Source organism: Staphylococcus pseudintermedius, assembly GCF_001792775.2.
GTDB lineage: Bacteria > Bacillota > Bacilli > Staphylococcales > Staphylococcaceae > Staphylococcus > Staphylococcus pseudintermedius.
The window spans coordinates 1-25,098 of sequence record NZ_MLGE02000012.1; the positions used below are offsets into that span (position 1 = coordinate 1).

The window sequence follows — 25,098 nt, forward strand, 5'->3', positions numbered from 1 at the left end:
GTCAGTGCGAGTGTTTGCGTCCGACTTCCTTCAGATTCCACTTCGCAATGGACACCCTTGTCTTTCGCTAACAGTTCCTACTACCAAGCCTGTAACGGACTTTCACCGTCAAGATGTTACCCATGCCGGGCGCACTTAAAAAAGCGGAACAGTCTCCACCATTCCACTTCTCAATGATTAATGCGCCATTTTCTTCTCAAATCGTGTTAAATCATTATCATGACCAATCATAATTAAAATATCATCAAATTCTAATCCCATATCTGGATCGGGTGCGACAATGATTTCCTTCCCTCTTTTAATCGCAATAATATTAATCCCAAACTTCGCACGAATATCTAAGTCAATAAGGGTTTGTCCTGCCATCGTTTCGCTCGCTTTAATTTCTACAATAGAGTGTTCATCAGAAAGCTCTAAATAATCGAGCACTGTTGCACTAGCCACATTATGCGCGATACGACGACCCATGTCTCTTTCAGGATGCACGACTGTATCGGCACCAATTTTGTTTAAAATCTTGGCGTGATAATCGTTTTGTGCTTTAGCCGTTACTTTTTTAACACCGAGTTCTTTAAGAATCAATGTTGTTAACGTACTTGCCTGAATATTTTCTCCGATTGCCACAATGACATGATCAAAATTTCGAATCCCTAAACTTTTCATAACGGCTTCGTCAGTCGTATCAGCCACAACGGCATGTGTCGCGATATCACTGTATTCATCGACACGATTTTCATCTTTATCTATCGCCATGACATCCATATCTAACGCGTTCAATTCTCTTACAATACTGCCACCGAAGCGACCTAGACCAATGACTACATACTCTTTATCCATTTTTGGCCTCCTGAATTAAGTTAAATTAAAAATGCGGGCTCAAAGTGCTCAGATGTTGATAATCCTTGACTTTAAGCCACACATGTATTCAATACTATTATCATATTACTACAAAATGATTTATGATGCACCGTTTTACTGGTCCCGCTTACTTTTTACCACGGACGTAATCTTTATCAAACACGAACAATTTCAATATGAAAAAGAGTGATGGTAACAATAATAGTAAACCACCGATAAAGGCGATTGTTAACACTAGCGCCATACTATCATTGGTCACCGCATCGTCAATGTGCACGTATGGATATAAAATGTATGGCAGCTTGCTTAACCCATATCCGAAAAAGGCTGTGCCCATTTGAATGATAACAAAAATAAATGCGATACCGTGTGCTTTTTTCAAGAGCGTCAATACGCCAGCAATGGCAAAAGCGATGAAACTGATGATAAATAACCAGCCATAATCAAACACTGCTGACATAAAGTGTGCTTCATTTTGTATTCTTAATGATAAAAACACAAACAACGACATCATGATCATCGGTGCACCCCACATTAAAAACCATTTACGCATCAATTGATATGCGGATGTGTCTTTGGCACGGTGCGCATAAAACGTTAAAAATCCTGATGAAATGTATAGCACAGACACAATGGCTAGTAGGACGACCGCCCAACCGAATGGACTTAATAGTAATTCTGTCCAATTCAAATCAACGTTGCCAGAAGACGACTCAGTGATATAACCACCTTCAGAAATGGTTAATGCCGTTGATAATGAAGCCGGAATCAATAATCCTGATACCGCATATAACATAAGCCAAGACAATTTACTATCTTGACCGTAATTTTCGAAGGCATAAAAGGCTCCTCGAATTGAAAGTAAAATAAGTGCGATCGAACCTGGAATAAGTAAAACTGTGCCATAATAATAAGCTGTATCTGGGAAAAATCCAACAATGCCTACAAAGAAAAAGACAAAAAATACATTGGTGACTTCCCATACCGGGTTCAAGTAACGTTGAATTAAATCATTAATTTCATGCGATTGTCCAAATAATTTTGCGTGTAATGAGAAAAATCCTGCGCCGAAATCAATCGAAGCAACGATGATATAACCAAATAAGAAAATCCAGAGTACTGTTATCCCTATCACTTCATAAACCATCATGCATCACCTCGTTGACTTAAACTTTCAATGTGCTGATAGGCCGGTTTATTTTTAAACATTCTTACAAGCACGTATGTGGCTGAGAATAACAGCACGAAGTAAAGTATCGCAAATAAAATCGTCACAAACACGAGCCCACTTGCGTCTGTCGCGGCATCTTGCACTTTTAAGAAGCCTCTCACAATCCATGGTTGGCGTCCAAGCTCAGTTAAGAACCAACCGAACTCAATCGCTAACATGGCTGCTGGACCACCTAACAACGTTGCATAGAGTAATAGTTTATGATGTGGGTTGAATCTTTTAATCCACAATGCCATGACATAAGCGAATGAAATGACGAAACAGAAAATCCCAAAGAACACCATTAAATCAAAGAAATAATGGACAATGAGTGGGGGTAATTCATCTTTTGGAAATTCATTGAGTCCTTTGACTTCTGTATCAAAACTTGAATCCGATAAAAAGCTTAACGCACCTGGAATATGGAGGGCGCCTTTCACTTCTTGCGTTGATTCATCAAGCACGCCAAATAACACGAGATCCGCTTGAGATTCTGTATTAAAATGCCATTCATATGCTGCAAGTTTCTCAGGCTGTTCTTGATGTAAAAACTTCGCTGATAAGTCCCCTGCTAACATCGATAACATTGAAAAAATCAATCCTGCAATCATCGTCATCTTCAGTGCTGCTTGATGATAACGACGATCCTTTTCAATTTTGTTTTTCAGTAACTTAAACGCTGCAATACTTGCTAAAATGAACGCCATTGTCATAAGCGCTGTCGCAATCACATGGAAAGATCGAACAAAAAATGATGCGTTGAACATCGCTGCAATTGGATCCACATTAACCATGCGACCATTTTCTATTGTCACACCTGCCGGCGTATTCATGAACGAATTGACCGACGTAATAAAGAACGCAGAAAAACTACCACCGATAATCACTGGGATACTAATGAAAAAGTGTATCCATTGATTTTTGAAACGATTCCAAGTATATAAATAAATACTTAAGAAAATCGCCTCAAAGAAAAACGCAAATGTTTCCATAAATAATGGCAAAGCAATGACGTGCCCACCTATTCGCATAAATGTCGGCCATAGTAATGATAACTGTAAACCTATAATTGTCCCTGTTACTACGCCTACTGCCACGGTAATCGTATATCCTTTAGCCCAACGTTGCGCTAATGCTATATATTGAGCACTTTTCTTTTTAATGCCGATAAATTCTGCCATCGCAAAGAAAAGTGGCATACCTACACCAATCGTTGCAAAAATAATGTGGACTGCAAGTGTCATACCTGTTAAAAACCGGCTAATATCCACTGCATCCATTTCACGACCTCCTTAACTATGATGAAAATGTCTATTCATTATAAACAATATACAGGTCACATATATATTTTTTTGTTCATTAAGACATTGACAATTTAATGACATGACTAAAATTTGTCATTTTTATACAGTCGTTTCAGTTGCATTTTATTAAAGTGTCGATTAAGATGTAACAACAATTGATATGAAAGTAGGCGTCTCTATGTCAGAAGTGATTATTTACACACAAAATGAATGTCCGCCATGTTCATTTGTCAAACAATATCTTGAACAGCATAATGTCCCATTTGAAGAACGAAACATTGTCAATTCAACGTATCGAAACGAAATGATCGAACGCGACGCTTTTTCAACACCGTTCATTTTAATTGATGGCGAGCCGATGTATCAAGTCGATTTAGATTTAATGAACAAAAAGCTCGGTATTCAATCATAAACACATTATTTGAATATTTTAGTTTTAGCTAAAGACTGGGAGTATGCATCTCCCAGTCTTTTTAAGTTTAGTCTTTCATCCTATACATACTTCTTGAGAATATGTATAGCAAGTATGAGACACACCCAAAAAAGAGACTGAGCCGCAATGACTCAATCTCTTTTTATTTGATTCAATTAAGCTTTTGTTGTTTTCGCTTTTACTAGGTCAACAACTTCATCAACAGTTGCGCAATTTAATGCACGGTCTGCTAATTGCACCATTTCAGTTCGGCTTAAATCTTTAATTTGACGACGCGCTTTTAAGATAGAAGTTGCACTCATTGAGAACTCATCTAATCCTAAACCAATTAATAATGGAATTGCTGTTTCATCGCCAGCCATTTCACCACACATACCTGTCCATTTGCCCTCTTGATGAGAAGCGTCAATCACTTGTTTAATTAAACGTAAGATTGAAGGGTTATATGGTTGGTAAAGATAAGAAACACGTTCTGACATACGGTCTGCAGCCATTGTATATTGAATTAAATCGTTTGTACCGATACTGAAGAAATCCACTTCTTTCGCAAATACATCTGCAAGTGCGGCTGTTGCTGGGATTTCAACCATGATACCTAATTCGATATCGTCGCTCACTTCTACGCCTTCTTGTTTCAAGTTTTCCTTTTCTTCAAGAAGTAACGCTTTCGCATCACGGAACTCTTGAATTGTTGCCACCATTGGGAACATAATATTCAATTTTCCGTATGCTGAAGCTCTTAATAGTGCACGTAATTGTGGACGGAAAATTTCTGGTTGATCTAAACATAAACGAATCGCACGGTATCCTAAGAATGGATTCATTTCTTCAGGTAAGTTTAAATATGGTAGCTCTTTGTCGCCACCGATATCTAATGTACGTACGACAACGCGTTTACCTTCCATTGATTCGAGCACTTTTTTGTATGCTTCAAATTGCTCATCTTCAGTCGGCATGTTGTCGCGACCCATGTAAAGGAACTCAGTACGGTATAAACCGATACCTTCTGCGCCATTGTTGTGCACACCTTCTAAATCATTCGGTGTACCAATGTTCGCTGCAAGTTCTACTTCGTGTCCATCCAATGTTTTTGATGGTTCATCACGTAATTGTTTCAACGCTTCACGATCTGCAAAGAACGATTCACGCTTGTGTTGATACGCTTTGATTTCATCGTCTGAAGGATTAACAATAACATCCCCTGTTAAACCGTCGACGATAACCATGTCCCCTTGTTGTACAGATTCAGAAATTGATTTTGTACCTACAACAGCAGGAATCTCTAATGAACGACTCATAATTGCTGAATGTGAAGTACGACCACCAATGTTGGTAACGAATCCTTGAACATATTGTTTGTTTAACTGTGCAGTATCTGATGGCGTCAAGTCGTGAGCCACAATGATGACGCTTTCATCAATGATACTCGGATTTGGTAATTCCACCCCTAAAATGTGCGCTAAAACACGTTTAGCTACGTCGCGGATATCCGCAGCACGTTCCTTCATATATTCGTTATCCATTGATTCGAAAATAGTAATGAAGTTTTGTGTCACTTCAGTTAATGCTTGTGGTGCACTTGCGCTTTCATTTTTAATTTTCTCTTCAATTGGTTGAATTAACTCAGGATCATCTAAAACGAGTAAATGTGCGTCAAAGATAGCCGCTTTATCCGCACCTAATTGTTCCTCTGCATGATTACGAATTTTCGTTAATTCAATTTTAGAGTTATTCAGCGCCTCATTAAATTTTTGGACTTCCGCTTCCGGTTGGTCCGTCTTTTCGTTACTAAAACTTAAATCGGGTTCTACGAGCAGATACGCCTTGGCAATAGCAACACCATCAGAAGCTGCAATTCCCTTAATAATATTTGACATTATTTTGTTAATCCTTCTTTAGATAATACTTCAGTGATTGCGTCGATTGCGCCTTTTTCATCGCTACCATCAGCATAAATTGTAATTTCTGCGTCTTTACCCACACCTAAGCTCATAACACCCATGATAGACTTTAAGTTAACTTTTTTACCGTTATACTCTAATTGAATATCTGAATCGAATTTTGAAGCTGTTTGAACAAGCATTGTTGCAGGACGTGCGTGAATACCTGTTTCGTCAATAATTACATATGATTGTTGTTCCATCTGTCATCTTACTCCTTCTACTTCTAGATTTACTAGCATAAATTATATTTAACTTCGCTACATAGCATTACATTACCAAATTCTATTGTTAAATTCAATTCGTAAATGCCCCGCCATCTCTTTTTTAACGGCATTCATAATGCTTTGTGATTTTTTTTACAAGCTACAATAATGATTTTACTACATTTTCGCATTTTTGAATATGGTCTTTGCCGACTTTAACCATAAAATAATAACTAATAGATGCTGACACAGCTTGTCCGACAATTGGGAACCAGCGTGTTTGTTTCGCAGCAGTTCGCTTAGCTACATCACGTATAAAAACTTTCAACAAACCGCTCGACACTTTTTTACCAATTAACTGACTGCCTTGAATACCCGCTGCCATTAAGATACGATTTTTCATGTCATCACTCATTTGGTTCACTTGTTGATGATCTAAGCCATAAATTTTATTCACATCTTCAATGACATCGCGCATCAATTTCATGTCCATCCCAAAATCAAATCCCGGTATGGGCACAACGGTTGCACCTGAAGATAACAACGCCTTTTTTCTCACAAGCACTTCTGCACGTTCGCGTCTTGCACGTATCTCTTGTACTGATGCCGGTAGCGCGTCTTTTCGATTAATCGTTTCAATATCTAGTACTTTATTACCTAATGTTTCAGAAATTTTTTGTTTAAAATTCATCTTCCATACTCACCTCATTATGAAAATTCTTCACATCTATACCCCTTTTAACAATTTTTACTACTTGATTGTAATAAAAATAACTTTCAGATACTTCGACGGTTTATAGTGTGGATGTGTTTTAAAATCTTTTGGCAAGCCCATGACTTCATTCATTTCATACGTGAACCCTTGATTTTCAATCGTTTGTTTGACCATATTTTTAAATACCTTTAGCGAATAAGCACTATGATTCGTGCTCAATACGAGACTGCCACCTGGGTTCAAAATACTAAGTGCCCCTTCAATTAACTTGTCATAGTCTTTTGTCACAGAAAATGTTTTCTTTTTATTGCGCGCAAAACTCGGTGGATCGATGACAATCGTATCGTAAGTCAAACCATGGCGTAGTGCGTATTTGTAGTAATCGAACGTATCCATCACGTAAATATGTTGTGATTTAGGATCAATACCATTCAAACCAAAGTTCTCTTCAGTCAACTGACGTGAGCGATTAGCCAAGTCCACGCTCGTTGTTTGACTGTCAGCTGTTGCAGCGATAACCGAAAATGCCCCTGTATAACTGAATAAATTGAGTAATTGGCGTCCTTTAGCATAATAGTCTCTAATCTTTTTACGCACTTCTTTTTGGTCTAAGAATATCCCCGTCATCGGACCGTCATCAAGATGTACATTGTAAAACGTGAAATTTTCTTCAACGACAATCGGAAACTCCGGTGCTGTCCCCGTTACAAAACCGCCTTCAATAGATTGATGTTTAAAACGCGTTTTTTCATATATAGACGTATAATTATAAATCTTTTTAATCGCGCTCACAATTTGTGGACGAAAACGATAAATCCCTTCTGAGTACCATTGAATTAATAAGTGGCCATCATAGTTGTCAATCGTGAGACCACCCACGCCATCGCCTTCACCATTAAATAGACGAAATGCATTGGTGCCTTCAATTTGATAGTAATACTGACGGACTTCGAGCGCTTGTTCGAACAGTTGCTCAAAAAATGCTTGATCAATCACTTCATCTTTTTGATACGTTAATATCCAACCTAATCCTTTATGCTGATGCCCTACATAACAAGTCGCGATATAGACGTTTGTGGAAGTCAAGAGATGAAAGACATCCCCTTCTTCTAATTGATCATGCTGAAATAAATCCTCTTCCTCCACAAGTGGGTACTGATTGAAATATTTTTCTTCCTTACCTTTATTTAAAATAGCTGTCTTCATTTTATCAGCCTTTCTTTTCTTATCATTATTCTGATTTTAACACGGATGATTTCACAATGATATCTTTCACCCAAACACGCCATTATAAAAAGGACTAGGAAATGGTCTCCCTAGCCCTCATCAAGTCAAGCATTATTAATGTTTTTTAACTTGTGTATCCACGGGTTGTCTCAATTGTAAGACGAACGCGACAATTGCTGGTACTAACATTAATACAAGAATCGGTGTAATGAAAATAGATAATAATAGTCCGTGGAACAAAATGACAATGTATTCCGTTAACAATTTGAAGAATAAAATACTGATCATGAAAAGTTGTAAATAATAATACTTACCTCTTAACATTCTCACTACAGTTGTAAAAATAAAAACAATCGCCACGATGAGTAATAACAGCAAGCTCACCCATTCATAAACGTATTGCGTTTGAGATAACTGCCAGTCCCCTGACATAAATAGCGCATTACGGTTATTGAACTCTAGTAATATAAAGAATAACAGAATCACGCCACAAGCAATCATGACATAATTGCGGTTCAACCATTTAGGTCTTATTTTAAGAAACGTCGGAATGTCATCTTCTTCTAGTTTAGCCCATGAAAACCATTTTTTTCCTAGTGTTTCTCGCTTTTGACGTAACTTCTCTAAATCAATACTACGGCGTGTGCGACGTGAAATACCATGTGTGAATTCAGCCGTACGATCTTGAAAGTCTTTGAAATGGTTTTTAGAAGTATTCGTAAATTGATACTTTTTACTTCTTGAATACGCATTCGCTTCACCAGTGATTTCTTCTTCAGACACTGGTAATGCACGACGTAAAAAGAGAAAATTCCATACTGCCATTTGTCCTATCAACCATAAAACTACGAAAAATGTATTAATACTCAGAACGTCAATCGATGCAACATCTTTCGCTTCAATACGGGCATAGAGCGCTATTTGTGTAAGGATGTAACAAAGCCCATAACTGAATATAATCCATAAATAATGTTCTTTACGGTGCAATGGATTTAGTTCGTCTTTGTATGTGATATAACCAATATGTACAAGAAATGGAATAATAAAAATAAACGCAATCCAACCATAAACTTGAGACATGAAAATTAATGTTAATACGAAGAAAATAATGCCGACGAGTAAAAATAATATTGAAATGTCATAATCAAATCGTGTTGTATTCGTTAATGTCCGACCAATTAAAATCATTAAAATTCCAAACAATAAAATAACAATGCCGCTCGCAAGTGGAATGTCACCAATATATCGACTCATGACTCGAATGATTTCATTAAAGAATGCCATAATAAAATCCCACAAATTGTCGATGTTTGTGCTCGGTTGTTTGCCTGACTTAAACTGTTGAATGAGTGGAATATTAATAAAAATAATGATGCTTAATAAAATTGAAAGTCCACCGATAATATAGCTATAAATCACTTCGGTGTATTTGTTTAACAAAGACATCCTCTCACCTCAAAGCTATTATATACGAACTCTTGTCACCTGTCTTTATATTTCAAAAATATCAGTCTTCAGAATGACCTATTAAATTTAATCCATAATACTATAATAAAACGGATTTATTTTCAGTTTCAAATATCTTAATTATCTATGTGTTGTTTTTACCTTAAAATGATGCGTTAAGTATATCAAAGTTCATTTATTTTTATACGAGAATAGGAGATAAATTATTTAATATGTCTCTAAAGCTAGGCGCACGTGATGTCCAATCCTCATTTCTGTATACATTTAATAAGGCGATGATGTTTAGGTTGTGCACATAAAGGTTATATTGATGATACAAACAATTTGAAAGGTAGGCGTTGGAAATGGCTGAAAAAGATATTAAAAAAGCTGCAGAACAAGCGAAAGATAAAGAGAAAGAATTGAAAGATAAGACTGAAGATGCGAAAGATGGTGCAGAGAAAACGAAAGATGATATTCAAAAAACATTTGAGTAAACTTTAATTTATGTTTAATGTGTGAGGAGCAGGATGATTATGGCCTGTTCCTTTTTTTCGTTTTAAATTATTTCTTTTTCATTTGTTTAATTTCATCGTTTCTTACAGATTGACAAACTAGCTCTTGCTTTCCCAAGGCCTTGACTCAACTAAGTTTGGCTTGATTTAAGTGTAAACTTGAGAGAAACCAAATTGGATTTTGGGAGCATTACAGAAATCTCATGTGTAACAAAGATTTCGTTTTCCTGCCCCCGCAAGACTGAGTGGCCTTCTCAAAAATGCAAACATTGAGACTTAGGCAGCTACGTCGATAAACAGTAACCACTATTAGAGTAAAGAAGTAACTATGAGTCATATACACGCATCCCTCGGGAGTCTCGAGCCGTCCCGTCAACCTTCAACGAGTCTCATTAACTATGATAGTGAAATGCTTTTAATGAAAAAATTAAATTCACCTCTCCTCAAATCGCTCGCCTCGTCATCAAAAACAAATTCTAACTTTGAATATGCATATCATCTTTATTACTTTAGGCTGCAGATGCTGGCAATTGTTTAAGCAGCTCAACTCTGACATAGACAGTGAAAGATTTTGAAAACTACGTCTAGTGTTTTTCTTCAAATACTGTCATTTATTGATGCACACTGATGTTGCATTTATCAAAATTCATTGGGGTCACTGTCGTATCCTACTTTATGCATATGAACTCACAGTGAGATCTTTCGTGTTCATTTTTTCAATATATACATTTTTAATGGTTTAGGGTTTTTCAAATTTGAATCATCAGCCGCTTGAAACCTTGACTTTTCAATATTCTAGGTGTACATTGACATTATCAATTAAATACGCACACTAGGGGTGTGAAAGCTGAGATGAGGTGTCACCTCAAACCCTTTGAACCTGAACTAGATGATACTAGCGTAGGAAAGTGTTTTGTTATGATATGTATATTGTGCGGTGGACTTATGTCTGTCATACCAATAACGTATCCATATATCAATGAGCACATGATGCGCCTATCTTCAGTTTAAGATATGCGTATTTTTTATTTTTGGGAGGAATTTACATATGAAAAAAGGCTTAACGTTGTCAGACATCCTCGTCACTGTACTCGTATCCGTGATCTTTGCAGTGATTTATAATTTATGGTGGGCTGTCACAAATACTTTACAGCCATTAGGTTTACATCTTGATCAATTAATGTATGGTATGTGGTTTAGTGCTGCAGTCGTTGCATATCTCATTATTCCTAAAACGGGGATTGCATTATTAGCTGAATTTGCTGCAGGTGCTGGCGAAACAATTATGATGGGACGTTTTGATATCCCAACAATTATTTACGCTTTACTTCAAGGTTTGGCATGTGAGATTATTTTTGCGATTTTCCGCTACAAATCACGTGCTTTTATGGTCGCTATCCTTGCAGGTATGGCAGCCGCAATCATTAGTTTACCTATCGACTGGTACTATGGTTACTTAAATGAAGTTGCGACTTGGAACTTAATTCTACTGATTGCTTTTCGTATTATCAGTGGTGCTATATTAGCCGGTGTGTTCCCATACTTACTCGTTAAGGCATTGGATCAGACTGGCGTAACGAAACTGTTTCGTCCTGCTTCAAAAGACGATTACGATGCATTATAAGGGTGACTTATTGTGTTAAAAGTTAAAAATTTACGTTTAAAATACCCGAGCGCAGATTATAAAATTTTTGACGGGATTGACGTAGAAATCAAAGATAAAGAAAAAGTACTTTTACTTGGGCCATCTGGTTCGGGTAAAAGTACGTTACTCAATGTATTAAGTGGCATTGTGCCGAACTTAATTGATTTACCAATGAAATATGATGCATTAGAAATTGCTGAAAATTCAGGTGTCATTTTCCAAGACCCGGATTCGCAGTTTTGTATGCCACAAGTGAACGAAGAGTTAGCCTTTATTTTAGAAAACCAACAAATTCCACGTCACGACATGGACAGCCGTATCCATGAAGCATTAAATCATGTCGGTCTTGATGTAAATCCAAAGCAACGTATTCATCAATTGAGCGGCGGTATGAAACAAAAATTAGCGATTGCGGGAACGTTACTTCAAGGGGCAGATACATTGTTTCTTGACGAACCGACTGCGATGTTAGATGTAGAAGCGACCGAAAATTTATGGAATCTTTTAAAGGATTTGTGGGAGGACAAGACCGTACTCATTGTCGAACACAAGGTAGAACATATTTGGCAACATGTCGATCGTGTCATACTGATGAATCATCACGGCCATATTATCCAACAAGGCACGCCTGAATATATTATGGCGCATTACGAATCTTTATTAAGTGAATATGGTGTGTGGCATCCAAAAGCGTGGTCACATGCACCTATGCCTCAACATCCCGTTCAATCTACTGCTCAAAATTTTTATTTTTCATTCGAACAAGGCGCGATACAAAGGGGCCGTCGTACATTATATGAAGTAGACGCATTACATATTGAACCGGGAGAATGGATAACACTCACTGGGAAAAATGGATCAGGTAAGACATCGCTATTAGAGTCGATGATGCAATTGATACGTTATAAGGGGAACATGCATTATGGCGGGCAGAAATTAACTAGAATTAAAGATGCCGCGCAACATATGTTTTTAGTGTATCAAAATCCTGAACTGCAATTTATACAAAATAGTGTGTTTGATGAAATATGGGTCAACTATCACCATATGGATCCTGAACACGCGAAAGCAAAAACTGCAGAAATGTTAGCACTACTTGATTTGGAGCATGTGTCGAGTCAACACCCATTTGAATTATCTATGGGGCAAAAACGTCGACTGAGTGTCGCTACCGCACTAAGTACCAATGCAGATATTATTTTATTAGATGAACCGACATTCGGCTTAGACAGTCACAATACGTTTAAATTAATTGAATTGTTCCAAAGTCGTATTGCGCAAGGTCAGACGATTTTAATGGTCACGCACGACGCACATATTATCGAACGTTACCCTACTCGTCGGATAGAAGTCAAAGAAGGCAAACTTTATGAAGTCGAGGAGGTGCGCACATGATTGAATCTTGGAAAACACGTCACACGTTCATGGATGATGTGAATATCGTCACCAAATTGTTTTTAGGCGTCGCACTTTTCTTCTTCATTATTTTCGTTCATCATTTTGACGTCATGATTTATCTTGCGACATTGATGCTCATTTTTATGTTACTCGTTGCAGGGACAAAATGGAAAGTCGTCTTGACGTTCACAATACTCGCAACCTTTTTCGCCCTCACCTCTTCGTTATTTATGATCTTTTACGGCGATGGGCAACATGAATTATTGAAATTCGGCTTCGTCAACATCACGACGGAAAGTCTTGTGCGTGGATTGCATCTTTCATTCCGGACGATGACTGTGAGTTATTTTGGGTTGTCTATTGCCTTTACATCACAAGTCATTATGATTTTTTACAGCTTGATGCAACATTTAAAAGTAAAACCGAAAATTGCCTATGCTTTTATGGCGGCATTTCGTATGATTCCCATCATGTTAGAGTCACTTTTTCAACTACGCAACGCCTTAAAAATGCGTTATCAAATGATTGATAACCGCAACTATTCAGGCTTCAAACGTCTGAAACATTTATTAATTCCATTGCTCAGTCAAAACATCAGAAAAGCGCATCGTCTATCTGTAGCGATGGAGAAAAAAGGCTTTAAAGATGGACCACGGACGTATTATTATCATGTCCCGTTTAGTTATAAAGATTTGATTCTGATTGGGCTCACTGTGATCATCGTTATACTCGCATTTACATTCGCACAAATGTTACCGATAACTGGTATTACTGATGCACGTTAACCGAACTGAGATTTTGCGTTTTCATGATCTCGACGATGTGAAAAGGCAGGTCTAGATTTCCTTTTTAACTTTCCCGTATGACCATCTGCAAAGGAAATCGTTTCCCTTTATTGATTTTTGATAGTCAATAAAGGGATTTTTATTTTTTATTCAACCCAAAAAAGCGTAAAATCCTTAGTCATTTTACCTAAAAGATTTTACGCATCTTTAATGTTCATTCAATATTCATTCGCTTTAATCGCTTTATGGGCAATGTCTTGACGATAGAATAAACCGTCACTTTCAATTTTTTCGACACGTGCATAAGCTGCTTGTTGTGCCGCTTCGATTGTCGCGCCTTCACCAATCGCCAGAATCACGCGTCCACCTGATGTGACATAGTGTTCTCCATCATGTGTTAAACCACTGACAAAGTATGCGCCTGGTTCATCTTCAAAACCTTTGACAGTTGCACCTTTTTCATATGCACCTGGATACCCTTTTGAAGCGAGCATAACGCCTACAACCGCATCATCTTTCCACTTCATATTGATCGGTGCTTTTTCATCTAATTCAACGATGTGCGCCATGAGATCACTTTCTAAACGTGTCAATAATACTTGTGCTTCAGGGTCACCGAAACGTGCATTAAATTCAATGACTTTCGGCCCTTCTTTGGTTAAAATCGCACCGATGTATAATAAACCGAAGAAATCATGCCCTTCTGCTTGCATCGCTTTGGCAATCGGTTGCGCGATTTTGTCATTCGCTTCATCTAAGACACTTTGACTCATATGTGGTACAGGACAGTACGCACCCATACCACCTGTGTTCGGTCCTTTATCTTGATCATACGCACGCTTATGATCTTGCGCAATTGTATCGAATGGAACAGCGTAATCACCATTGACAAATGTCATGAGTGAAAATTCTTCCCCTTCTAAAAATTGTTCGAATACGACTTTACTATTCGCTTCTGGATATAATGTTTCTACCGCTTCACGTGCTTGTTCGCGTGTTTCAGCAATGATGACCCCTTTACCTGCTGCGAGTCCATCTTTTTTCAACACAATCGGTAATTCACACGTTTCAATGTATGCCACTGCTTCATCTTTTTGGTCGATTTCTCGGTATGCAGCAGTTGGAATATCATATTTGGCCATGAGACGTTTCGCAAATGACTTTGATCCTTCGATTTGAGCCGCATCTTGGTTTGGACCAAATACTTTAATGTCTACCGCTCTTAATGCATCAGCTAAGCCATCTGTCAACGGCTGTTCAGGTCCAATCACGACCCATGTCACATCATGTGCTTGTGCAAATGCGACGATTGCTTCATGATCTGATTCTGCAATCTCACCGTGTACTTCAGCCACATGGGTCATTGCAGCATTGCCTGGAATGGCATAAACTTGTGAAACTAATGGCGATTGATTTAATTTGTGTGCGAGTATATGTTCACGTCCCCCGCCACCAACGACTAATACGTGCATATTCGATATCCTCCTTATTAATGTTTAAAGTGACGCATGCCTGTTGTCACCATAGCAATACCATAGCGATTCGCCATATCAATAGACTCTTGATCTTTAATCGAGCCACCTGGTTGAATAATTGCTTTAATACCTGCTTTTGCTGCTGTTTCGACAGTGTCACCCATTGGGAAGAAACCATCTGATGCTAAGACGACATTGTCATTTATTTCAATCGCACGGTCAATCGCAATTTTAGCTGAGCCTACACGATTCATTTGGCCAGCACCGATACCGACTGTCTGCTTGTCATTTGCAAGGACAATCGCATTACTTTTCACTGATTTCACAACTTTCCATCCTAATAATAATGCGTCCCATTGTTCCTTCGTCGGTTTCACATCTGTCACAACTGTCATGTCAGCTTGTGCTACATCAAAACGGTCTTTATCTTGAACTAAATAACCGCCTGAAACCGATACAAATTCTGTTGCATCTGCTTCTTCAGTCATTTCAATTTCAAGTAAACGAATATTTTTCTTCTGTTGTAAAATATTTAAAGCAGCTTGTTCGAATTTTGGCGCAATAACGACTTCTAAGAAAATCGCATGTAAGTCTTCTGCGAGTTCAGCTGTGACTGGACGGTTTAATGCGACGATACCACCGAAAATAGATTGACTGTCCGCTTCATACGCATGTGTGTACGCTGCATGAATGTTTTCGCCTGTACCGACACCACAAGGATTCATATGTTTTACCGCGACCGCTGCAGGTTGTTCGAATTGTTTCACTAAACTTAGTGCCGCATCCGCATCTTTAATATTGTTGTAGCTCAGTTGTTTACCGTGTAACTGTGTCGCGCCCGCAATCGTATTTTTCGCTGTAGATGTACGAATAAACTGTGCAGATTGTTGTGGGTTTTCACCGTAACGTAATTGTTCAAGTTGATGCCCAAAAAATTGTGTAATCGCTTGATCATATTCAAATGTATGTTGGAATACTTTAATCATTAATGACTTGCGGAATGCTTCATTTAAAGAACCGTTTTGAATGCGTTGAATGACTTCATCATAGTCTGTTGGGTCAACAATTGTTGTGACATGTTTGAAGTTTTTCGCAGCTGCACGTAACATCGTTGGACCACCGATATCGATGTTTTCAATCGCGTCCATTTCAGTGACGTCTGGATTTTTCACCGTTTCTTTAAATGGATATAAATTCACAACGACCATATCGATTAAATCAATATTTTGTCCTTTTAATTGCTCAAGATGTTCTGGCTTGTCACGATCTGCTAAAATACCGCCATGCACAGCTGGGTGTAATGTTTTCACACGACCGTCCATAATTTCTTCAAATTGTGTCAGTTCAGAAACCGATGTCACCTTGACACCCGCTTCGTCAATTGCACGAAAAGTCCCGCCTGTTGAATACAACTCATAACCTGCTTCAACGAGGGATTGTGCAAATGGAACAATACCAGTTTTGTCTGAAACACTTAAAATTGCTTTTTTCATAATTGATGATATCTCCTTATCGAATAATCTTCTTAATGACTGCTGGGTACAATTCATACTCTAATGATTTAATACGTTCTTCTAATGATTGTTGTGTATCGTCTTCATAAATTGGACATGTGCGCTGTTCAATCATCTGACCTGTATCCATACCTGCATCGACGTAGTGTACTGTTGAACCTGTTTCCTTATCCCCACTGTTTAACGCTTGTCCGACTGCATTTTTACCTTTATATTTCGGCAATAATGAAGGGTGAATGTTCAAAATGCGTCCTTCATATGCTGATAACAATGTTTCATCGATTAAACGCATATAGCCTGCTAATACAATCCACTCTACACCTTCCTGACGCAACCAATTTAATACAGCCGCTTCATAAGCTACTTTATCATCGAACGTGCGTGGTTCGAATGCATGGACAGGAATGCCATGTTGTTGAGCAAGCTGAACACACGCTGCTTCAGGTTTGTCAGTGTACAATGCCGTGACTTCGATATGCGCGAGTTCACCCGATTTGACACGTTTCATAATGTTATCGAAATTTGTGCCGGAACCAGATGCAAAGATTGCAATTTTAACCACTATTTTGCCTCCGTTAAGCGAATGGCACTGTCTTCTTCAGCAATATGACCGATTGTGTATGCGTCCACATTCGCATTTTTTAAGATTTCATGAACTGCTACTTCATCTTCAGGCGCAACGATGAGTGTAAAACCAATCCCCATGTTGAAGATATGGTACATTTCGTCTGTATCGATGTTACCTTGTGCTTGTAACCAATTGAAAATAGCCGGTGTTGGAAACGATGCTGTGTTCACAACAGCCGTTTTGCCTTCTGGTAAAGCTCTCGGAATATTTTCGTAAAAACCACCACCTGTTATATGTGTCATCGCTTTAATTTGAACATCTTTTTTCACCGCAAGCACAGGCGACACGTATAAAGCGGTTGGTGTTAAGAGCATGTCTAAGAAGCTTTGTTCACCTTCAAATGTATCGTTCACATCAATACCTGATTCTGCGACAAGACGACGGACTAAACTGTAACCGTTTGAATGAATGCCGTTTGAGGCAAGGCCAATGATGACGTCACCCTTTTCTACTTTTGAGCCGTCAATGTATTCGTCTTTTTCAACTGCACCGACAGCAAAGCCCGCAACATCGTATTCACCTTCATGATACATTTCACCCATTTCAGCTGTTTCGCCACCGATTAAAGCTGTGTTTGTTTCAACACAACCATCACTAATGCCTTTTACGATTTGTTCGATAATTTCCGGTACCACTTTATGTGTCGCAATATAGTCTAAAAAGTATAGCGGCTCTGCGCCAGTCGTTAAAATGTCATTTACACACATTGCAACGGCGTCAATACCGATTGTGTCATGTTTGTCATAGTCGATAGCGAGCTTTAACTTTGTACCGACACCATCTGTTCCTGATACGAGTACGGGGGCTTTCATATTGAGTTGTGATAAATCAAATGTTGCACCAAATCCTCCTAAGCCGCCAAGTACTTCTTTACGCATCGTTCGTTCAACGTGGCTTGACATTCGTTTTACCGCTTCATAGCCAGCTTCGATATCGACACCAGCCTTTTTATATGATTCAGCCATTGATTACACTCCTCTTCTTTTCATTTCCTTAACTTCTGGTAGTTCATGATCCACAATTTCAATCGGATATTCACCCGTAAAACAAGCGTTACATTCGCCTTTAGAATCATGGGCTTTAAACACTTCATGCATGCCTTCAACAGATAAATATGTCAATGTATCTGCGCCAATCATTTCGCGAATTTCTTCTACAGTATGTTGAGCCGCCATCAATTCTGCATGAGTAGACACGTCAATACCGTAGTAACACGGATCTTTTAATGGGGGTGAAGAAATGCCCATATGCACTTCTTTCGCACCTGCAGATTTCAATGCTTTAACGATATATTTACTTGTCGTTCCGCGCACGATCGAGTCATCAATCACGACCACACGTTTGCCTTCAATCACATCACGAATCGGTGAATGCTTCATACGGACCTGTCTTTCTCTCACAGACTGATCTGGTGTAATAAACGTACGACCGATATAACGGTTTTTCAGCAACCCTTGTTCGTTCGGAATCCCTGTTTGTTCAGAAAAGCCTTTCGCCGCTTGTAATGAAGAATCGGGAACACCAATCACGATATCCGCATCGATGCCCATTTCTTCAGCTAATTTACGTCCAAGTGCTTTACGGACATTGTAAATCGAGTGTCTGTGAAATTCTGAATCCGGACGTGCAAAGTAGACATATTCCATCGAGCACATCTTATGACCGATATCTTGTGTATACATGTCGTAGTCCACTTCGTTCTCACCAGAAAATGTAATCAATTCACCTGGTTCAATGTCACGGATGTATTCTGCACCAATTGCTGTAAAGGCACATGTTTCACTCGCAACACAGTATGCGCCATCGACTTGACCTAACATCAATGGGCGGACGCCACGATTGTCACGTGTCGCTGTCAGTTGTTCTTCGTTTAAAATGACACAACTGAATGCCCCTTTCACTTGATTCAATGCTGCTTTTTGGTTTGTTTTAATATTTTCCGATTTTCCTTTAATCAACAGATGAGCAAGTACTTCTGAGTCACTCGTCGTTTGGAAAATGCCGCCTGTTGATTCAATGGCTAAACGAATTTGATGTGCATTCGTTAAGTTTCCATTGTGTGCCAAACCTAAGTCCCCTTTAGAATGTTTGAACAAAAACGGTTGCACGTTGGAAATCTCGCTCGCTCCTGTGGTCGCATAACGGACATGACCAATGGCGTTCGGATAACCTTGTAATGACTCCAATTGTTGTTGTGAAATTGCTTCAGTTAACAATCCCATACCACGCGCACCAAAAAGTTGTTCACCGTTCGAGCACACAATCCCTGCACCTTCTTGACCGCGATGTTGCAAACTGTGCAATGCCATGTAAGTCAAATAGGCTGCATGAGGATGGTTCCAGATGCCGAAAACACCGCATTCTTCGTTTAGTCCACGGATGTCATACATGACTCAATAGCTCCTTCCCATTCACGTTTAAGTTCAGATGTACGACGTTCAATCACACTGTCTTGTGCAACGACTTTAAAGTCATCTGTATCCGTCAATGTACCGATACGTGTTGCGCCTTCGATATTTAATGTTTGACCTGCTTTCACTGCAACGATATAACGTCCTTGCGTTTCACTAAATAATTGTGCATTTGTTAAATTGACTTCAGCGTCAATACCTAGGCTGTAATGCGCGCTAATTTTAGCAAGTGTAATCGCAATACCCCCTTTACCGACAGTTTGTGTATGTGAAATCACACCTTCACGAATCGCACCACGTATTGCTTCACCTTTCGCTGCTTCTTGTGATAAATCGACTTTTTCAACTTCATGATTCACATCGCTATACAATAATTTTTCAATTTGACTCCCACCATAGCTATCTGTCGTTTCACCGATGACATAAAGTGTGTCACCTATAGACGGTTGATATGATTTTAAGAAGTCGATGTTTTCAATTAAACCTACCATCCCTACAACAGGTGTTGGGAAAATAGAAGATGTACGTGTTTCATTATAAAGTGAAACGTTACCTGATACGACAGGTGTTGCAAGTGCTTCACATGCTTCTGCCATCCCACGTGTTGAGTCTGTCAATTGTTGATAAATGTGCTTTTTCTCAGGTGAACCATAGTTTAAGCAGTCCGTCATCGCTAATGGTTTTGCACCGACAGCAATTAAGTTACGGTATGCTTCGGCTACGACCATTTTGCCGCCTTCATACGGATCGTTAAAGACATAACGTGCTTCACCATCAATCGTAGACGCAATTGCTTTGTTTGTACCTTCTACACGGACCACAGACGCTTGTAAACCTGGTTTAATAATTGTATTTGCACCAACTTGTTGATCATATTGGTCATATAAATAATGTTTTGATGCAATCGTTGGATGTATTAATAAACGATCAAAAACATCATTCACGTCAATATCATCATAACGGTTCGGTGCTGTATCGTGTTGTAACGGTTCACCTTCAAGGATGTATACTGGCGCTTCATCCGCGAGTGGTTCGACAGGAATATCTGCAAATACTTCACCTTCATAAGTGAGGACGAAGCGGTTCGTATCCGTTACTTCACCAATCACTGCACTGTCTAGTTCATGATAGTCAAACAAATCTAAAAACTTTTGTTCAGTCCCTTTTTTAACGACAAGTAACATACGTTCTTGTGTTTCAGACAACATCATTTCATATGGAGAAATACCTTTTTCACGTACTGGGACTTTTTCGAGCTCAAGATGAATCCCGCTGCCCCCTTTAGCTGCCATTTCAGATGATGAAGATGTTAAACCAGCCGCACCCATGTCTTGAATACCGACAAGTTCGTCATAAGTAATCGCTTCTAAAGTGGCTTCCATTAATTTTTTACCAACAAATGGGTCACCGATTTGAACAGAAGGACGTTTGCTTTCACTTTCTTCAGTGAGCTCTTCTGATGCAAATGTCGCACCATGAATACCGTCACGTCCTGTTTTCAAACCAACGTAAATGACAGAGTTACCGACACCTTTAGCTGTACCTTTTTGAATCATATCGTGATCAATGACACCGACACACATCGCATTGACAAGTGGATTGCCGTCATAACGTTCGTCAAATTCGATTTCACCTGCAGTTGTCGGAATACCGATACAGTTACCGTAACCACCAATACCTGCAACGACACCACGTAATAAACGACGGTTTGTTTTTTCAGTCAGTTCACCAAAACGTAAGCTGTTCAATAAGTTAATTGGACGCGCACCGATAGAAACAATGTCACGAATAATCCCACCGACACCTGTCGCAGCACCTTGATAAGGTTCAATTGCTGAAGGGTGGTTATGTGATTCCACTTTAAATACAACAGCCTGATTGTCACCAATATCAACTACCCCTGCACCTTCACCAGGCCCCATTAAAACATGTTCACCTGTTGTCGGGAATTGTTTTAAAAATGGTTTAGAATGTTTATATGAACAGTGTTCACTCCACATAACAGAAAAAATACCTGTTTCCGTAAAATTAGGTGTACGTCCTAAAATTTCAGTTACTTTTTCAAATTCTGCATCGCTTAACCCCATGTCACGATATAATTTTTCAACTTTGACTTCTTCTGCAGTTGGCTCTAAAAATTTAGGCATTTTGTTCCCTCCAGCTATTCACCATTGATTCAAATAATTTCACACCACTGTCTGTACCAAGAATGGCCTCTAATGCACGTTCTGGATGTGGCATCATGCCGCAAACATTCCCTGCTTTGTTGACGATTCCAGCAATATCATCATGTGAACCGTTCGGATTGTCCATATACTTTAAGATGATTTGATTATTGTCGATGAGTTCTTGATAAATCTCTTCTGTACAATAATAATGACCCTCACCATGTGCTACTGGGTAAACAACTTCTTCACCTTCACTATAACCTTTCGTAAATGGTGTTTGATTATTCACAATTTTAAGGTGTTCATTTCGACTCACGAATAAATGTGAATCGTTGTGTAATAACGCACCTGGTAATAAACCAATTTCCGTTAAAATTTGGAATCCGTTACATACGCCAAGAACGGGCTTTCCTTCATCAGCCAATCTTTTCACTTCTGCAATAATCGGTGCTACACTTGCCACCGCACCTGAACGTAAGTAGTCACCAAATGAGAAACCACCAGGAATCAATACGCCATCGTACCCTTTTAATGATGTTTCACGGTAATCGACATAATCCGCATCGACACCTGATTTCAATGCTGCATTATACATATCACGGTCGCAGTTAGAACCTGGGAATCTAAGGACAGCGAACTTCATATTATTGATTCTCCTTTTCATCCAAAACTTTGTAACTATATTCTTCAATCACTGTATTCGCAAATAACTTTTCACTTAAAGTTGTCACAACATTGTGTACCGCTTCATCAGTTGCTTCATCTACTGTCATGTATAAAACTTTACCAACGCGGATATCATTGACTTGTTCATAACCTAAGTCATGTACAGCGCGAGTCAACGCTTGACCTTGTGTATCTAAAACTTGTGGTTGTAAAGTGATGTGTAATTCGATTGTTTTCATGATTAAAGTGCCTCCAATTTATTTAAGAAAGTTTGGTAAGTATCAATTAAAGATCCTGTATCTTCTCTATAAACATCTTTGTCAAAGTTTTCTTGTGTTGCTTTATCCCAAATACGACATGTATCCGGGGAAATTTCATCAGCGAGCAACAATTGACCTTCATGATCAACGCCGAATTCAATTTTAAAATCAACTAATGCTAAGCCCATTTCATCCATTAATTTGATCAATGCTTGGTTAATGCGTAATGCCTGTTCTTTCAACTGTGCAATCATTGCATCATCCGCAACCCCCAACAGCTTGACATGATCATCAGTAATAAGCGGGTCATTAAGGTCGTCATTTTTATAGAAAAACTCTACAAACGGATAATCAAACACATGTCCTTTTTCAAATCCGAGACGTTTCGTAATTGAACCCGCTGCAATGTTACGTACAACAACTTCTAAAGGAACGATGTTGACTGCTTTAACAAGTTGTTCTGTTTCTGAAAGTTGCTCAACAAAATGACTCTCGATACCTTCATTTTTAATGTATTCAAAGATGCGCGATGTAATTTGATTGTTTAAGCGCCCTTTACCTACCATTGCATCTTTTTTCGCACCATTACCAGCTGTGACTTCATCTTTATATTCAATTCTCAATACATCCGGTTGTTCTGTTGAAAAAACACGTTTTGCTTTGCCTTCATATAAAAGACTCATTTGTATTCGTCTCTCCCTTCAAATTTTACGATCAGTTGTTGTTCAGTCTTTGAAACATCATCAGTTAGTATTGTTAAATGCCCCATCTTACGTTCAGGTTTACGTGAAACTTTGCCGTAGAGGTGAACATGCCAATCAGGATGTGCAAACAATTCTTTCTCCAACAAATCCAAATCCTTACCTAACAAATTCATCATGATTGCAGGTTTTAACAATTCAATGTGTTCAGGTAAACGATGGCCTGTCACAGCTAAGATGTGGGTATCAAATTGCGAATAATCACAGGCTTCAATTGAATAATGTCCTGAATTGTGTGGACGTGGCGCAATTTCATTGACGTACAATTCATTTTGTTGATCAATAAAAAATTCCACTGTAAACGTCCCTACAAAATGTACCGCTTGGGTAATTTTGTCGACTTCACGACGTGCTTCTTGTTCGTGATTCGCCCGTGCAGGTACAACAGTTTTAAATAATACTTGGTTTCGGTGTTCATTTTCTTGTAATGGGAAATAGACCATTTGCCCTTCATTACCGATTGTGACAGTTAAAGACACTTCTTTCGCTAAGTCTAAAAATTGCTCCGCGACACATTCTTGGTTGGCAATCAATTCACGTGCTTCATCTAATTGTGCTTCTGAGGTGAGACGGATTTGACCTTTGCCATCATAACCACCAAAACGTGTTTTCAACATGAACGGAAAACCTAATGTCTGTACCGCTTCATCTAAATCCGCTACAGAAGTCACTTGAACAAATGGCACCACTTTCGTTCCTGCTTGAGCAAGTGTTTGTTTTTCTGTCAAACGGTCTTGCAACAGTTGAATGGCTTGATAACTTTGTGGCACATTATATTTCGAAACTAATGTTTGGAGCTGTTCCGCCGCGATATTTTCAAACTCATAAGTAATGACATCTGATCGTTCACCTAATCGCTCTAACGCTGGCATATCATCGTAAGCTGCGTGTATAAATTCATGAGCAACGTAACGACAAGGACACGTTTCATCAGGATCGAGCACAACTACTTTAAATCCCATTTTTTGTGCGGATTGTGCCATCATTTTTCCCAATTGACCGCCGCCGATAATGCCAACTGTTTGGCCAATTTGCAACTTATTGAAGGTCATCTTGCATCGCCTCCACTTTCTCAACAAGCGATTGTTCATATACTTCGAGTTTTCGTTGTACTTCTTGATCGGTCATACCAATCATTCTTGCCGCTAAAATGCCTGCGTTTTTCGCCCCTGCTTGACCAATGGCTGTCGTCGCAACGGGTATCCCTCCTGGCATTTGTACAATTGAAAGTAAAGAATCTAGCCCTTTTAAACTTTTTGACTCAATCGGTACACCGATGACAGGGAGTGTTGTCATCGAAGCCACCATTCCTGGTAAATGCGCGGCTCCCCCTGCTCCTGCAATAACGACATGATATCCATTACTGCGCGCATTTGTGGCAAAATCGACCATCATATGTGGCGTACGATGTGCAGATACTACTTTTTGATCATACGGAATGTTAAATTCTTCTAACATGGCACATGCTTCTTTCATGACATTCCAGTCTGAAGAACTCCCCATAATGACTGCTACTTTCACAATGAACACCCT

At 38.9% G+C, this 25,098-nt stretch carries 24 protein-coding genes and 1 riboswitch; of the genes, 5 read left to right on the forward strand and 19 right to left on the reverse strand.

The genetic code is table 11. The features are described from left to right. Positions 1–177 precede the first annotated feature (177 nt). From BJK46_RS08755 to BJK46_RS08765, 3 genes are all read right to left on the reverse strand, one after another. Positions 178–837, reverse strand: a complete 660-nt coding sequence (locus BJK46_RS08755; RefSeq protein ID WP_014614257.1) for a potassium channel family protein — start codon at positions 835–837, stop codon at positions 178–180. 148 nt (positions 838–985) lie between these two features. After that, on the reverse strand, positions 986–2,005 hold the full coding sequence (locus BJK46_RS08760; protein WP_014614258.1) for a cytochrome d ubiquinol oxidase subunit II: 1,020 nt from the start codon (positions 2,003–2,005) through the stop codon (positions 986–988). After that, positions 2,005–3,348 carry a cytochrome ubiquinol oxidase subunit I gene (locus tag BJK46_RS08765; RefSeq protein ID WP_103263704.1) on the reverse strand — a complete coding sequence of 448 codons (1,344 nt, stop codon included), beginning with the start codon at positions 3,346–3,348 and terminating at the stop codon, positions 2,005–2,007. The genes BJK46_RS08760 and BJK46_RS08765 overlap by 1 nt, the downstream gene beginning before the upstream one ends. A 202-nt stretch (positions 3,349–3,550) precedes the next feature. Here BJK46_RS08765 and BJK46_RS08770 point away from each other — a divergent pair, with 202 nt between their 5' ends. Beyond that, positions 3,551–3,784: a glutaredoxin family protein gene (locus BJK46_RS08770; RefSeq protein WP_014614260.1), complete on the forward strand. Its 234-nt coding sequence runs from the start codon at positions 3,551–3,553 to the stop codon at positions 3,782–3,784. A gap of 176 nt (positions 3,785–3,960) precedes the next feature. On the opposite strand, the gene ptsP is transcribed toward BJK46_RS08770, so the two are convergent. The 5 genes from ptsP to auxA form a co-directional block, all read right to left on the reverse strand. Further along, a complete protein-coding gene (ptsP, locus tag BJK46_RS08775; protein WP_015728953.1) occupies positions 3,961–5,682 on the reverse strand; it encodes a phosphoenolpyruvate--protein phosphotransferase in 1,722 nt (573 codons plus the stop codon). Then, entirely contained in the window at positions 5,682–5,948 is a 267-nt protein-coding gene (locus tag BJK46_RS08780; protein WP_015728952.1) for a phosphocarrier protein HPr, read from the reverse strand. The genes ptsP and BJK46_RS08780 overlap by 1 nt, the downstream gene beginning before the upstream one ends. A gap of 163 nt (positions 5,949–6,111) precedes the next feature. Continuing rightward, positions 6,112–6,642 (reverse strand): hypothetical protein, encoded by a 531-nt coding sequence (locus tag BJK46_RS08785; protein ID WP_014614263.1) that lies wholly within the window; start codon positions 6,640–6,642, stop codon positions 6,112–6,114. Between the two features lie 60 nt (positions 6,643–6,702). Further along, positions 6,703–7,872 carry a class I SAM-dependent rRNA methyltransferase gene (locus BJK46_RS08790; protein WP_014614264.1) on the reverse strand — a complete coding sequence of 390 codons (1,170 nt, stop codon included), beginning with the start codon at positions 7,870–7,872 and terminating at the stop codon, positions 6,703–6,705. A gap of 135 nt (positions 7,873–8,007) precedes the next feature. Then, positions 8,008–9,339 (reverse strand): lipoteichoic acid stability factor AuxA, encoded by a 1,332-nt coding sequence (gene auxA / locus BJK46_RS08795; RefSeq protein ID WP_015728950.1) that lies wholly within the window; start codon positions 9,337–9,339, stop codon positions 8,008–8,010. A gap of 365 nt (positions 9,340–9,704) precedes the next feature. On the opposite strand from auxA, the gene graF reads away from it, so the two are divergent. From graF to BJK46_RS08810, 4 genes are all read left to right on the forward strand, one after another. Further along, on the forward strand, positions 9,705–9,836 hold the full coding sequence (graF, locus tag BJK46_RS12280; RefSeq protein ID WP_014614266.1) for a glycopeptide resistance-associated protein GraF: 132 nt from the start codon (positions 9,705–9,707) through the stop codon (positions 9,834–9,836). Between the two features lie 842 nt (positions 9,837–10,678). Then, a riboswitch (TPP riboswitch) is annotated at positions 10,679–10,778 on the forward strand. Positions 10,779–10,902: 124 nt separating this feature from the next. Further along, positions 10,903–11,478 (forward strand): ECF transporter S component, encoded by a 576-nt coding sequence (locus BJK46_RS08800; protein ID WP_103263705.1) that lies wholly within the window; start codon positions 10,903–10,905, stop codon positions 11,476–11,478. 12 nt (positions 11,479–11,490) lie between these two features. After that, complete coding sequence (locus tag BJK46_RS08805) at positions 11,491–12,894, forward strand: ABC transporter ATP-binding protein (protein ID WP_063284643.1); 1,404 nt, start codon at positions 11,491–11,493, stop codon at positions 12,892–12,894. Then, positions 12,891–13,682, forward strand: coding sequence for an energy-coupling factor transporter transmembrane component T family protein (locus BJK46_RS08810; RefSeq protein WP_100006654.1), 792 nt, complete (start codon positions 12,891–12,893; stop codon positions 13,680–13,682). The genes BJK46_RS08805 and BJK46_RS08810 overlap by 4 nt, the downstream gene beginning before the upstream one ends. Before the next feature lie 218 nt (positions 13,683–13,900). Here the strand turns inward: BJK46_RS08810 and purD are convergent, their stop codons facing one another. Genes purD through purE form a run of 11 tightly spaced genes read right to left on the reverse strand, consistent with a single transcriptional unit; the run spans position 13,901 to position 25,086 of the window. Next, positions 13,901–15,154: a phosphoribosylamine--glycine ligase gene (gene purD / locus BJK46_RS08815; protein WP_065520578.1), complete on the reverse strand. Its 1,254-nt coding sequence runs from the start codon at positions 15,152–15,154 to the stop codon at positions 13,901–13,903. Between the two features lie 17 nt (positions 15,155–15,171). Further along, positions 15,172–16,650: a bifunctional phosphoribosylaminoimidazolecarboxamide formyltransferase/IMP cyclohydrolase gene (gene purH, locus BJK46_RS08820; RefSeq protein WP_096538264.1), complete on the reverse strand. Its 1,479-nt coding sequence runs from the start codon at positions 16,648–16,650 to the stop codon at positions 15,172–15,174. 16 nt (positions 16,651–16,666) lie between these two features. Then, positions 16,667–17,233: a phosphoribosylglycinamide formyltransferase gene (purN, locus tag BJK46_RS08825; protein WP_063284640.1), complete on the reverse strand. Its 567-nt coding sequence runs from the start codon at positions 17,231–17,233 to the stop codon at positions 16,667–16,669. Next, on the reverse strand, positions 17,233–18,264 hold the full coding sequence (gene purM / locus BJK46_RS08830) for a phosphoribosylformylglycinamidine cyclo-ligase (protein WP_065354425.1): 1,032 nt from the start codon (positions 18,262–18,264) through the stop codon (positions 17,233–17,235). Before purM ends, purN begins: the two co-directional genes overlap by 1 nt. A gap of 3 nt (positions 18,265–18,267) precedes the next feature. Then, positions 18,268–19,689, reverse strand: coding sequence for an amidophosphoribosyltransferase (purF, locus tag BJK46_RS08835; RefSeq protein ID WP_014614274.1), 1,422 nt, complete (start codon positions 19,687–19,689; stop codon positions 18,268–18,270). After that, the gene (purL, locus tag BJK46_RS08840; RefSeq protein ID WP_070407580.1) at positions 19,668–21,857 is read right to left on the reverse strand and encodes a phosphoribosylformylglycinamidine synthase subunit PurL; all 2,190 of its coding nucleotides are present in this window, start codon (positions 21,855–21,857) and stop codon (positions 19,668–19,670) included. The genes purF and purL overlap by 22 nt, the downstream gene beginning before the upstream one ends. Then, positions 21,850–22,521 (reverse strand): phosphoribosylformylglycinamidine synthase subunit PurQ, encoded by a 672-nt coding sequence (gene purQ / locus BJK46_RS08845; protein ID WP_014614276.1) that lies wholly within the window; start codon positions 22,519–22,521, stop codon positions 21,850–21,852. Before purQ ends, purL begins: the two co-directional genes overlap by 8 nt. A 1-nt stretch (position 22,522) precedes the next feature. Next, a complete protein-coding gene (purS, locus tag BJK46_RS08850; protein WP_014614277.1) occupies positions 22,523–22,783 on the reverse strand; it encodes a phosphoribosylformylglycinamidine synthase subunit PurS in 261 nt (86 codons plus the stop codon). A 2-nt stretch (positions 22,784–22,785) separates the two neighbouring features. Continuing rightward, positions 22,786–23,487 carry a phosphoribosylaminoimidazolesuccinocarboxamide synthase gene (gene purC, locus BJK46_RS08855; protein WP_014614278.1) on the reverse strand — a complete coding sequence of 234 codons (702 nt, stop codon included), beginning with the start codon at positions 23,485–23,487 and terminating at the stop codon, positions 22,786–22,788. Beyond that, on the reverse strand, positions 23,484–24,617 hold the full coding sequence (gene purK / locus BJK46_RS08860) for a 5-(carboxyamino)imidazole ribonucleotide synthase (protein WP_015728942.1): 1,134 nt from the start codon (positions 24,615–24,617) through the stop codon (positions 23,484–23,486). Before purK ends, purC begins: the two co-directional genes overlap by 4 nt. Continuing rightward, positions 24,604–25,086 carry a 5-(carboxyamino)imidazole ribonucleotide mutase gene (gene purE / locus BJK46_RS08865; RefSeq protein WP_014614280.1) on the reverse strand — a complete coding sequence of 161 codons (483 nt, stop codon included), beginning with the start codon at positions 25,084–25,086 and terminating at the stop codon, positions 24,604–24,606. Before purE ends, purK begins: the two co-directional genes overlap by 14 nt. Positions 25,087–25,098: the final 12 nt, after the last annotated feature.